Genomic DNA, 12412 nt, shown 5'->3' with positions numbered 1-12412 from the left:
CCTCCTTACTCCAAGGCGACGTTGGCCGATTTGATCACGTCGCGCCAGCGCATTTCCTCGTCCTTGATGAAGGCGGCGGTGCCGGCCGGTGTGCTGCCGACCGGCTCGGCGCCCTGGTCGAGGAACTTCGCCCGCACGTCGCCCAGGGTCAGCGCGGCGGCGGCGTCCCGGTTGATTTTCTGCACGACTGCATTGGGTGTGCCGGGAGGCGCCACGATGGCGAACCAGGCCGAGGCGATCAGGTCGGGCAGGCCGATCTCGGCCGCCGCCGGCACGTTCGGCGCCACCGGGCTGCGGCTGGTGGCGGCGAGGCCGAGGAACTTCACCTGGCCGGCCTTCTCGAAGCGCAGCGCCGCCGAGATGTTGCCGATGAAGATGTCGACCCGGCCGGCGGTGATGTCGACCAGCGCCGGTCCCTCGCCCTTGTAGGGCACATGGACCATCTGGATGCCGGTCTGGCTCGCCAGCATCGCCGCCGACAGGTGCGAGGTCGAGCCGTTGCCCTGGCTGGCATAGGTCACCTTGCCGGGATTGGCCTTGGCGTAGGCGATCAGCTCCTGCGCCGTGTCGGCCGGCAGGTCCTTGCGCGCGGTGATGACGTTGGGCGTCAGCGCCAGCACGGTGATGGGCACGAACTTCGACCAGTCGTAGGGCAGCGTCTTGTAAAGATTGTGATTGATCGCCAGGGGTGGCGGCGGAGCGCACAGCAGCGTGAAGCCGTCGCCCGGGGCGTGGTAGGCGATCTCCGCGCCGATATTGCCGCCGGCGCCGGCCTTGTTGTCGACGATCACCGGCTGCTTCCACTCGCTCGAAAGCTTGTCGGCGACGATGCGGCACAGCGTGTCGTTCGAGCCGCCGGCCGGGAAGGGCACGATGATGCGCACGCCCTTCTGCGGCCAGGTCTGGGCCTGTGCCGGCAGTGCTGCCAGCAGGAGCGCCGCGATCAGCAGGCGCAAACGGGCTGTCATGCCCCTATGTTAGGGCATGTCCCTGCGCCACGCGATCACCGCGGCCTATCGGCGGCCCGAGCCCGAGTGCCTGCCGCCGCTGCTCGCCGCCGCCGCCTTGCCGGCCGAGACCATGGCGCGTGCGACGGCGCTGGCGCGGCGGCTGGTCGAGCGGCAGCGTGCCAAGGGACCGGGCTACGGCGTCGAGGGGCTGATCCACGAATACTCGCTCGCGAGCGAGGAGGGCGTGGCGCTGATGTGCCTCGCCGAGGCGCTGCTGCGCATTCCCGATGACGAGACGCGCGATGCGCTGATCCGCGACAAGATCGGCGGCGGCGATTGGCAGGCGCATCTCGGCCACAGCCCGTCGCTGTTCGTGAATGCCGCGACCTGGGGCCTGCTGCTGACCGGCCGGCTGACCAGCACGCACAGCGAGCGCGGCCTCACCTCGGCGTTGACCCGGCTGGTCGCCAAGGGCGGCGAGCCCTTGATCCGCGCCGGCGTCAACATCGCCATGCGCCTGATGGGCGAGCAGTTCGTGTCGGGCCAGACGATCGGCGAGGCGCTCGCCAACGGCCGGCCGTGGGTACGCAAAGGCTTCCGCTATTCCTACGACATGCTGGGCGAGGCGGCGGTGACGATGGCGCAGGCCGACCGCTACGTCGCGGAGTACGAGAAGGCCATTCGAGCGATCGGCGCGGAGTCGGCGGGCTGCGGCATCTACGAAGGGCCCGGCATTTCGATCAAGCTGTCGGCGCTGCATCCGCGCTACACGCGCAGCCAGCTCGAGCGCGTGCAGGCCGAGCTCTATCCGCGGCTGAAGGTGCTGGCGGTGCTGGCGCGCTCGGTCGATATCGGCCTGAACATCGATGCCGAGGAAGCCGATCGGCTGGAGATCTCGCTCGACCTGCTGGAGCGGCTGTGCTTCGAGCCGGAGCTCGCCGGCTGGCACGGCATCGGCTTCGTGGTCCAGGCCTACCAGAAGCGCTGCCCCCACGTGATCGACTGGCTGGTGGATCTGGCCGGGCGCAGCGGTCATCGCCTGATGGTGCGGCTGGTCAAGGGCGCCTACTGGGACGGCGAGATCAAGCGCGCGCAGCTCGATGGCCTGGAGGGCTTCCCGGTCTTCACCCGCAAGATCCACACCGACGTTTCCTACATCGCCTGCGCAGCCAAGCTGCTCGCCGCGACCGATCGGGTGTTTCCGCAATTCGCGACGCACAACGCCCTGACGCTCGCGACGCTCTACGGCATCGCGCCGAAAGGCCAATACGAGTTCCAGTGCCTGCACGGCATGGGCGAGAGCCTCTACGAGGAGGTGGTCGGCCGCGACAGGCTCGACGTGCCGTGCCGCATCTACGCGCCGGTCGGCACGCATGAGACGCTGCTGGCCTATCTCGTGCGCCGCCTGCTGGAGAACGGCGCCAACACCTCGTTCGTCAACCAGATCGCCGATCCGGACGTCCCGATCGACAAGCTGCTGGCCGATCCGGTCGAGCGCGCCAGGATGCTGCAGCCGGTCGGCCGGCCGCACGACCGCATCGCCCTGCCGCGCGCCCTGTTCGAGGAGCGCGTGAACTCGACGGGCTTCGACATCAGCAACGAGCATCGCCTCGCCGAGCTGTCGGCCGCGATGGCGGCTGTGCCCACGGTCGAGGTTGCTGGCGTCGAGGTCGATGATGCCTGCCGGAACGCGCGGCCGTGGACAGCGTCACCGGCGGAACGCGCAGCCTGCCTGACGCGGATCGCGGATGTGCTCGAGGCACGCCGCCTGGAGCTGATCCCGACCATCGTGCATGAGGCGGGCAAGACCTATGCGAATGCCGTCGGCGAGGTGAGGGAGGCGGCCGACTTCCTGCGCTATTACGCAGCGCAGGTGCGCGATTGGCGCAACGACACGCACGTGCCGCTGGGCATCGTCGCCTGCATCAGCCCGTGGAACTTCCCGCTGTCGATCTTCACCGGTCAGATCGCGGGCGCGCTGGCGGCCGGCAACGGCGTCGTCGCCAAGCCGGCCGAGGAGACGCCGAAGATCGCCGTCCAGGCGGTCGCGCTGTTCCGCGGCGCCGGGCTGCCAGCCGAGGTGCTGCAGCTGGTGATCGGCGACGGCGAAGTTGGCGCGACGCTGGTCGCCAACCCGGCGATCGAGGGCGTGGTCTTCACCGGCTCGACGCAGGCGGCGCAGTCGATCAATCGCACGCTGGCGAAGCGGCCGGTCGTGCCGTTCATCGCCGAGACCGGCGGCCAGAACGTGATGGTGGTCGATTCCTCGGCGCTGCCCGAGCAGCTCGTGAACGACGCGCTGACCTCGGCGTTCGATTCGGCGGGCCAGCGCTGCTCGGCGCTGCGCGTATTGGCCCTGCAGGAGGACATCGCCGGCCACGTCCTGCCGATGCTCAAGGAGGCGATGGCCGAGCTCAGCGTCGGCGATCCGGCGCTGCTGTCGACCGATGTCGGCCCGGTGATCACCGCCGAGGCGCAGCAACGGCTGCTCGACCATATCGCGGCGATGCGCGCCAAGGGCCGCCGGGTGACGCAGACGCCGGCGCCGGCCGGATTGTTCGTGCCGCCGACCCTGATCGAGATCGACTCGATCGCCGAGCTGCCGGGCGAGGTGTTCGGGCCGGTGATGCACGTGCTGCGCTATCCGCGCGAGGGCCTCGACCGCGTGATCCGCGAGGCCAACGCCACCGGCTTCGGTCTGACTTTCGGCGTGCACAGCCGCATCGACGAGACGATCGACCGCGCGACCGAGACAAACGCCGCCGGCAACCAGTACGTCAATCGCACGGTGATCGGCGCCGTGGTCGGCGTGCAGCCGTTCGGCGGCCACGGCCTCAGCGGCACCGGACCGAAAGCCGGCGGGCCGCTCTATGTGCGTCGCCTGCTGGCCGAGGTGCCGCCGCTACCGCTGGAGGGGCTGGCGCGCGAGCTGCCGGGGTCGGTCGGTGAGCGCAACAGCTACCGGCTGCGGCCCAAGGGCACGATCCTCTGCGTCGCCGACGATCCGGCGGAATTGCAGGCCCAGGTCGAGACCGTCCGCGCGACCGGCAATCGCGTCACCCAGGATGTCGACGACCCGCATATCGGCGCTGCGCTGTTCGCCGGCAGCCGCGAAGCGCTGCTGGCGCTCGCCCGCCATCTGGCCGAACGCGAAGGTCCGATCGTGCCGCTGCATCTCGCGCCTTGGCGCCGCGAGGCTCTGGTCGACGAGATCTCGCTCAGCGTCAACACGGCGGCGGCCGGCGGCAACGCCAGCCTTATGACGATTGGCTAGGTTTTTTGTCCGCCTGGATCTTGTCGAATGGGCCATACGGTCCGGGCCGGGTTTTCTCCTGGATGCACAGCAGGCTTTTGGCGGTCTCGTCCGGGAATTTGACCCGTTCGGCCTCGCACTGCTCGTAGGTGAAGGGGCCGGCGAAGACCTCGGGGCCGGTCACCAGCATGAAGCGCGGCCGCTCCAGGTACCAGCCCGGCGTGGTGTAGGCGACTTGCCCGGTCCGGCTGGCGCAGCCACCCGCGGCCACGATCAGGCCAAGACCTGCCAAAACCGACCATCTCACCATCGAAAACCCCCGAACGGACGCTTTGCGGGGGCACCCTACAGGGCCTCCTGCGGAGCAACAATCGCTTTTGCCCCGGCCGAACAGCCGGGCTAATAAGGCCCATACCGAAGCTTCGTTGGGGGGAGCTGTCCGGCAGCGGGCAGCCTGTGAATTTGACCGATTTGCCGCCGAAACAGGGACTATACGACCCCCGCAACGAGCACGATTCCTGCGGCGTCGGCTTCGTGGCCAACATCAAGGGCCGCAAGTCGCACGACATCATCCGCCAGGGCCTGCAGATTCTCCTGAACCTCGACCATCGCGGCGCGGTCGGCGCCGATCCGCTGGTCGGCGACGGCGCCGGTTGCATGATCCAGACGCCCGATGCCCTGCTGCGCGACTGGGCGCGCAAGACCGGTGTCGACCTGCCAGAACCCGGCCACTACGCCGTCGCCATGTGCTTCCTGCCGCAGAACGAGAAGGCGCGCGCCTTCGCGGTCAAGCGGCTGGAGCATTTCATCAAGGTCGAGGGCCAGAAGCTGGTCGGCTGGCGCGACGTGCCGACCGACACCACCGGTCTCGGTACCGCGGTCATCGAGCGCATGCCGGTGATCAAGATGGCGATCGTCGGCCGCAGCCCCAAGCTCGCCGATCAGGACGCCTTCGAGCGCAAGATCCTGGCGATCCGCAAGCAGACCCAGAACCCGCTGGTCGATCTCGAGAAGAAGCACAAGCTGCCCGGCCTGTCGCAGCTCTACATGCCGTCCTTCTCGACGCGCACCGTGGTCTACAAGGGCTTGCTGCTCGCCGGCCAGGTCGAGAGCTTCTACACCGACCTGCAGAACCCGCTGACCCAGTCGGCGCTCTGCCTGGTCCATCAGCGCTTCTCGACCAACACCTTCCCGTCGTGGAAGCTGGCGCATCCCTACCGCTTCATCGCCCACAACGGCGAGATCAATACCGTCCGCGGCAACGTCAACTGGATGTATGCCCGCCGCCGCACCATGGAATCCGACCTGATCGGCGCCGATCTCGACAAGATGTGGCCGATCATCCCGCACGGCCAGTCGGACACCGCCTGCGTCGACAACGCGCTCGAGCTGCTGCTAGCCGGCGGCTACTCGCTCAGCCATGCGATGATGATGCTGATCCCGGAGGCGTGGGCCGGCAATCCGCTGATGGATGCCAAGCGCAAGGCCTTCTACGAGTATCACGCCGCGCTGATGGAGCCGTGGGACGGCCCGGCCTCGATCGCCTTCACCGACGGCCGCCAGATCGGCGCTACGCTCGACCGCAACGGCCTGCGTCCGGCGCGCTTCCTGGTGACCAGCGACGACATGGTGGTGATGGCCTCGGAAGCGGGCGTGCTGCCGATCCCCGAAGAGAAGATCGTGCGCAAGTGGCGCCTGCAGCCCGGCAAGATGCTGCTGATCGACCTCGAGCAGGGCCGCATCGTCGAGGACGAGGAGCTGAAGCGCACGCTGGCCGAGGCCGAGCCCTACGAGGAATGGCTGCGCGAGACGCAGTACAAGCTCGAGGAGCTGAGCGAGATGCCCGAGGCGCCGACGCCGGCGCCGTCGAACGATCCCTCGACCCTGCTCGATCGTCAGCAGGCGTTCGGCTACACCCAGGAGGACATCCAGTTCTTCCTCGAGCCGATGAGCAGCGAGGCCGACGATCCGGTCGGCTCGATGGGCACCGACACGCCGATCGCCGTGCTCTCGAAGAAGTCGAAGCTGCTCTACAACTACTTCAAGCAGAACTTCGCCCAGGTCACCAACCCGCCGATCGATCCGATCCGCGAGGAGCTGGTGATGTCGCTGGTGTCGATGATCGGCCCGCGGCCCAACCTGCTCGGCCAGCATGCCGGCACCCACAAGCGGCTCGAGGTCAGCCAGCCGGTGCTGACCAACGCCGAGCTGGAGAAGATCCGCTCGATCGAGGAGCTGCTCGACGGCGCCTTCCGCACTGCAACCATCGATTGCACCTGGCCGGCGTCGGAAGGTGCGGCGGGCCTCGAGGAGGCGCTCGACCGGGTCTGCGCCGAGGCGACCGACTGCGTGCTCGCCGACCGCAACATCCTGATCCTGTCCGATCGCGCGGTATCGGCCGACCGCGTGCCGATCCCGGCGCTGCTGGCGACGGCGGCGGTGCATCATCACCTGATCCGCCGCGGCCTGCGCACCCAGACCGGCCTGGTGGTCGAATCCGGCGAGGTGCGCGAGGTCCATCACTTCTGCTGCCTGGCGGGCTACGGCGCCGAGGCGGTGAACCCCTATCTCGCCTTCGAGACGCTGGAGGGGCTGCGGGTCCAGAACGGCCTGCCGCTCAAGGCCTACGAGGTCCAGAAGAACTACATCAAGGCGGTCGGCAAGGGACTGCTGAAGGTCATGTCCAAGATGGGCATCTCGACCTACCAGTCCTATTGCGGCGCCCAGATCTTCGACGCCGTCGGCCTGCATTCCGGCTTCGTCGAGAAGTATTTCACCGGCACCGCCACCACCATCGAGGGCGCGGGCTGGCAGGAGATCGCCGAGGAGACGGTGCGCCGCCATCGCGACGCCTACGGCGACAATCCGATCTATCGCAACATGCTCGACCCGGGCGGCGACTACGCCTTCCGGCTGCGCGGCGAGGACCATGCCTGGACGCCGGAGAGCGTGGCCAAGCTGCAGCACGCCGTGCGCGGCAACAACTCCAACGAGTACAAGGCGTTCGCCCAGACGATCAACGAGCAGAACGAGCGGCTGCTCACCATCCGCGGCCTGCTGGAGCTCAAGTGGGCCGATGCGTCGCTGCCGATCGAGGAGGTCGAGCCCGCCGCCAGCATCGTCAGGCGCTTCGCGACCGGCGCGATGTCGTTCGGCTCGATCAGCCGCGAGGCGCATACCACGCTCGCCATCGCCATGAACCGCATCGGCGGCAAGTCGAACACCGGCGAGGGCGGCGAGGAAGCGGACCGCTTCAAGCCGCTGCCCAACGGCGATTCGATGCGCTCGGCGATCAAGCAGGTCGCCTCGGGCCGCTTCGGCGTCACCGCCGAGTACCTGGTCAATGCCGACGACCTGCAGATCAAGATGGCGCAGGGCGCCAAGCCGGGTGAGGGCGGCCAGCTTCCCGGCCACAAGGTCGACGAGAACATCGCCCGTGTGCGGCGCTCGACGCCCGGCGTCGGCCTGATCTCGCCACCACCGCATCACGACATCTATTCGATCGAGGACCTGGCGCAGCTCATCCACGATCTCAAGAACGCCAACCCGCGCGCACGCGTGTCGGTGAAGCTCGTCTCCGAGGTCGGCGTCGGCACGGTCGCCGCCGGCGTCAGCAAGGCGCGCGCCGATCACGTCACGATCTCGGGCTTCGAGGGCGGCACCGGCGCATCGCCGCTCACGTCGCTGACGCATGCCGGCTCGCCGTGGGAAATCGGCTTGGCTGAGACGCAGCAGACGCTGGTGCTGAACGGCCTGCGCGGCCGCATCGCCGTTCAGGTCGACGGCGGCCTGCGCACCGGCCGCGACGTCGCGATCGGCGCGCTGCTCGGCGCCGACGAGTTCGGCTTCGCCACCGCGCCGCTGATCGCCGCCGGCTGCATCATGATGCGCAAGTGTCACCTCAACACCTGCCCGGTCGGCGTGGCGACCCAGGATCCGGTGCTGCGCAAGCGCTTCACCGGCCAGCCCGAGCACGTCATCAACTACTTCTTCTTCGTCGCCGAGGAGCTGCGCGAGATCATGGCGCGGCTGGGGTTCCGCACGCTCAACGAGATGATCGGCCGGGTCGACCGGCTCGACATGCGCCGTGCCGTCGACCACTGGAAGGCGGGCGGCGTCGATCTCTCCAGGCTGCTCTACCAGGCGCCGGCCAAGCCGGGCGTGGCGATCTGGAACAGCGAGCGGCAGGACCACGGTCTCGACAAGGCGCTCGACCACAAGCTGATCGAGGCGGCGCAGCCCGCGCTCGACAGCCGGCAGCCGGTGCAGGTCGAGCTGCCGGTCAGTAACGTCAACCGCACCGTCGGCGCCATGCTGTCGGGCGAGGTCGCCAGGCGCTACGGCCATACCGGCCTGCCCGAGGACACGATCTCGGTGCGGCTCACCGGCACCGCCGGCCAGAGCTTCGGCGCTTTCCTGGCGCACGGCGTGTCGCTCGAGCTGTCGGGCGACGCCAACGACTATGTCGGCAAGGGCCTGTCGGGCGGCCGCGTCGTGGTGCGCCAGCCGTCCGGCGCGCATCGCGATCCGCTGGAGAACATCATCGTCGGCAACACCGTGCTGTACGGCGCGATCGGCGGCGAGGCCTACTTCGAGGGCGTGGCCGGCGAGCGCTTCGCCGTGCGCAACTCGGGCGCGGTCTGCGTCGTCGAGGGCACCGGCGATCACGGTTGCGAGTACATGACCGGCGGCGTGGTCGTGGTGCTGGGCGATACCGGCCGCAACTTCGCGGCCGGGATGTCGGGCGGCGTCGCCTACGTCTACGACCCGCGCGGACGCTTCAAGGACCTGTGCAATCCGGCGATGGTCGAGATGGAGAAGGTCGGCGGCCTGTCGAGCGAGCCGCTCGACGATGCTGGCAGCGATCCGAGCCGGCCGCGCCAGCGCAGCGTGGACGTCGAGGACAACGGCATGGGCGACCTGCTGCGCTTCGACGCCGAGCGGCTGCGCATCCTGGTCGAGCGCCACCATCTGCACACCGGCAGCGCGCGGGCGCGCGAGCTGCTCGAGGACTGGGATCGCGCGGTGTCGTGCTTCGTCAAGGTGATGCCGAAGGATTACAAGCGCGCGCTGCTGCAGGCTCGCGAGCGAGCGACGGCGAAGGCGGTCGCGGCAGAGTGACGGCCCGTGGCCGTCATCCCGAGCTTTTGCGAGGGATCTGCCGCAGGAAAGATCCCTCGCTACGCTCAGGATGACAAATAAGGGGAGTTGTCGACGTTATGGGCCTCGTAAAGGGCTTTCTTGAGATCGAGCGCAAGGAACGGCCGTACGACAAGGTCGAGGCGCGCCTGAAGACCTGGAAGGAATTCGTCCATCCGCTGCCGCCGGCCGAGGTGAGCAAGCAGGGTGCGCGCTGCATGGATTGCGGCATCCCGTTCTGTCACAGCGGCTGTCCGGTCAACAACATCATCCCCGAATGGAACGAGCTGGTGCGCCGCGACCGCTGGCGCGACGCGCTCGAGGTGCTGCACTCGACCAACAACTTCCCCGAGTTCACCGGCCGGATCTGCCCCGCCCCGTGCGAGGCGTCGTGCACGCTCAACATCGACGACAACCCGGTGACCATCAAATCGATCGAATGCGCCATCGTCGATCGCGGTTGGGAGGAGGGCTGGATCCAGCCGCTGCTGCCGGCGAAGAAGACCGGCAAGCGCGTCGCGGTCGTGGGCTCGGGGCCGGCCGGCCTCGCCTGCGCCCAGCAGCTCGCGCGCGCCGGCCATGCGGTGACCCTGTTCGAGAAGGCCGACCGCGTCGGCGGCCTGCTGCGCTACGGCATCCCCGACTTCAAGATGGAGAAGCACCTGATCGACCGCCGCATGCGCCAGATGGCGCAGGAAGGCGTCGAGTTCCGCACCGGAGTCGAGGTCGGCGCGACCCTGTCGGTCAAGTCGCTGCTCGAAGGCTACGACGCCGTGGCGCTGACCGGCGGCGCCGAGGCGGCGCGCAACCTGCAGGTGCCGGGCCGCGAGCTCGACGGCATCCACTTCGCGATGGATTTCCTGGTGCCGCAGAACAAGCGCGTCGCCGGCGACGACGAGGCGCGCGCCGCCCCCAAGGGCACGATCAGCGCCAACGGCAAGCACGTCGTGGTGATTGGCGGCGGCGACACCGGCTCGGACTGCGTCGGCACCTCCAACCGTATGGGCGCCGCCTCGGTCACCCAGCTCGAGGTCATGCCCGAGCCGCCCGAGAAGGAGAACAAGGCCCTGACCTGGCCCGACTGGCCGCTCAAGATGCGGACCTCGTCGAGCCATGAGGAGGGCGCCGACCGCGACTTCGCCGTCCTGACCAGGCGGGCGGTCGGCAGCAACGGCAAGGTCGAGGCGCTGGAGTGCGTGCGCGTCACCTGGGCTGGCGGGCAGATGGTGGAGGTGCCGAACAGCGCCTTCCCGCTGAAGGCCGACCTGGTCCTGCTCGCCATGGGATTCGTTGGCCCCCGCCAGCCGGGCATGCTCGAGGAGGCCGGAGTCGCGCTCGATCCGCGGGGCAACGTTGCAGCGAACGTGAAGGATTACCGGACCTCGGTGCCCAAGCTGTTCGCCGCCGGTGACATGCGGCGCGGCCAGTCCCTGGTGGTCTGGGCGATCCGCGAGGGCCGCCAGTGCGCCCGGTCGATCGACGAAAGCCTCATGGGCAGTTCGACCTTGCCCCGCTGATCCGGCGTTCACGCCCCTTCGCGCAACGAGCGGTCAGGCGGAGCCAACTGTGGCGACGAAGTCACAGGCTGGGCGAATCAAGGCGCTTAACTGTCTGAAATGGCACCAAACTGGGCGTTATCGCCTATAATCCCCGCACGGGGTGCGAGAGCTTTTGCCCATGGAATCAGGGAGAGCACGGTGATCAGGAAAGCTTTTGCGGCGGCCGCCGTTCTGGTGGCCCTGCCGATGGCGGCGCAGGCCCAGGGGGTGCAGTACCCCGGCTTCTACGTCGGCGCGATCGGCGGCGTGAACTGGATGTTCAACAACTCGTTCAACCTGTCGGCCGCGGTCCCGGGTGCCTTCGTGTCGGGCACGGCCAATTCCAACTGGAACACCGGCTGGGCCGCGGGCGGCATGATCGGCTACGATTTCCTCGGGCCGCGCGTCGAGCTCGAAGGCATCTACCGCGACAACACCGGCACGATCGGCCGCGTCGGCGTCGACTTCAACCAGATTTCCGTGATGGCCAACCTGCTGTACGACTTCAACGCCGGCGGCACGATCGTGCCGTATATCGGCGCCGGTGCGGGTATTGCGTTCCTGAACACTAACCTGCTGAACGTCTCGGCCAACAGCACCCAGTTCGCTTACCAGGCGATCCTGGGCGTCGGCTACAACATCGATCCGATGTTCCGCATCAACCTCGAGGGCCGCTACTACGGCACGTCGACCCCGAATTTCACCTACAACGGCAACGTCGGCGGCACGCCGTTCAACGTGACCGGCTCGCCGCAGAACAACAACATCAGCCTGCTGGCGAGCCTCCAGGTCCGCTTCGGCGCCCCGGCGGCCCCGCTGCCGGTGCCGCCGAGCCGTCCGGCCGACGTCAAGTCGTTCATGGTGTTCTTCGATTGGGACCGCTCGAACCTGTCGCAGCAGGCCCTGAACACGATCAAGCAGGCCTCGGACCAGTTCAAGGCGACCGGCAATGATGGCGCTGTCGCTGCGCCGTGCCAACGCGGTCAAGGATGCCCTGGTGCGCAACGGCGTGCCGGCGACGGCGATCTCGGTGGTCGGCAAGGGCGAGAGCCAGCCGCTGGTCCCGACCGCCGACGGCGTGCGCGAGCCGCAGAACCGCCGTGTCGAGATCGTCATCCAGTAATATGCTAGTCCTATGAAGAAACTAAAGGGCGGCTCTGGCCGCCCTTTTTGTGGCTTGTATGCCACACTTGAGATCAAACAGAGGTTTTAACCACCTGAAGTTTCACAAGTCCGCCACGGAATCGCCTATAGTCGCGACCGCGGGGCAGGCAGGGCTTGCTCAGAAAGAGGGAGAACACGACGGTGATCAAGAAAGCTTTTGCGGCTGCGGCCGTTCTGGTGGCTTTGCCGGTGGTGACGCAGGCCCAGACCCTGCAGTACCCGGGCTTCTACATCGGCGCCGAGGGCGGCGGGACCTGGATGTTCCAAACCAGCACGGGCACCCCGCTGGGCAACGGAACGATCTATCCCGACATCGGCTGGGCGGCCGGCGGCATGATCGGCTACGACTTCGTCGGCCCCAGGGTCGA

General features: G+C 68.1%; 6 protein-coding genes and 2 pseudogenes. 6 read left to right on the top strand and 2 right to left on the bottom strand.

The window, feature by feature from the left end:
- Window positions 1-5: 5 nt before the first annotated feature.
- The gene (locus J0J01_RS14545; RefSeq protein WP_296381751.1) at window positions 6-968 is read right to left on the bottom strand and encodes a tripartite tricarboxylate transporter substrate binding protein; all 963 of its coding nucleotides are present in this window, start codon (window positions 966-968) and stop codon (window positions 6-8) included.
- Between the two features lie 16 nt (window positions 969-984).
- On the opposite strand from J0J01_RS14545, the gene J0J01_RS14540 reads away from it, so the two are divergent.
- Window positions 985-4224: an L-glutamate gamma-semialdehyde dehydrogenase gene (locus tag J0J01_RS14540; RefSeq protein ID WP_296381749.1), complete on the top strand. Its 3240-nt coding sequence runs from the start codon at window positions 985-987 to the stop codon at window positions 4222-4224.
- On the opposite strand, the gene J0J01_RS14535 is transcribed toward J0J01_RS14540, so the two are convergent.
- Entirely contained in the window at window positions 4208-4513 is a 306-nt protein-coding gene (locus J0J01_RS14535) for a hypothetical protein (RefSeq protein ID WP_296381747.1), read from the bottom strand. The genes J0J01_RS14540 and J0J01_RS14535 overlap by 17 nt on opposite strands.
- Window positions 4514-4665: 152 nt before the next feature.
- On the opposite strand from J0J01_RS14535, the gene gltB reads away from it, so the two are divergent.
- The 5 genes and pseudogenes from gltB to J0J01_RS14515 form a co-directional block, all read left to right on the top strand.
- Window positions 4666-9324 carry a glutamate synthase large subunit gene (gene gltB, locus J0J01_RS14530; RefSeq protein ID WP_365737066.1) on the top strand — a complete coding sequence of 1553 codons (4659 nt, stop codon included), beginning with the start codon at window positions 4666-4668 and terminating at the stop codon, window positions 9322-9324.
- 98 nt (window positions 9325-9422) lie between these two features.
- A complete protein-coding gene (locus tag J0J01_RS14525) occupies window positions 9423-10859 on the top strand; it encodes a glutamate synthase subunit beta (protein ID WP_296381746.1) in 1437 nt (478 codons plus the stop codon).
- A 99-nt stretch (window positions 10860-10958) separates the two neighbouring features.
- A pseudogene (locus J0J01_RS32730) lies at window positions 10959-11624 on the top strand (P44/Msp2 family outer membrane protein); the annotation flags it as partial.
- A gap of 205 nt (window positions 11625-11829) precedes the next feature.
- On the top strand, window positions 11830-12003 hold the full coding sequence (locus tag J0J01_RS32725) for an OmpA family protein (RefSeq protein WP_365737219.1): 174 nt from the start codon (window positions 11830-11832) through the stop codon (window positions 12001-12003).
- 182 nt (window positions 12004-12185) lie between these two features.
- Window positions 12186-12412 (top strand): annotated as a pseudogene (locus J0J01_RS14515) (hypothetical protein); the annotation flags it as partial.

Origin of the sequence: Reyranella sp. (assembly GCF_017305915.1) — a bacterium.
Lineage (GTDB): Bacteria > Pseudomonadota > Alphaproteobacteria > Reyranellales > Reyranellaceae > Reyranella.
This window is presented reverse-complemented; position numbering and strand designations above follow the sequence as displayed.

Excerpts from the sequence above, each read along its gene's own strand:
- J0J01_RS14545 (WP_296381751.1), bottom strand. The coding sequence starts at position 968 with ATGACAGCCCGTTTGCGCCTGCTGATCGCGGCGCTCCTGCTGGCAGCA.
- J0J01_RS14540 (WP_296381749.1), top strand. The coding sequence starts at position 985 with ATGTCCCTGCGCCACGCGATCACCGCGGCCTATCGGCGGCCCGAGCCC.
- J0J01_RS14535 (WP_296381747.1), bottom strand. The coding sequence starts at position 4,513 with ATGGTGAGATGGTCGGTTTTGGCAGGTCTTGGCCTGATCGTGGCCGCG.
- J0J01_RS14525 (WP_296381746.1), top strand. The coding sequence starts at position 9,423 with ATGGGCCTCGTAAAGGGCTTTCTTGAGATCGAGCGCAAGGAACGGCCG.
- J0J01_RS32725 (WP_365737219.1), top strand. The coding sequence starts at position 11,830 with ATGATGGCGCTGTCGCTGCGCCGTGCCAACGCGGTCAAGGATGCCCTG.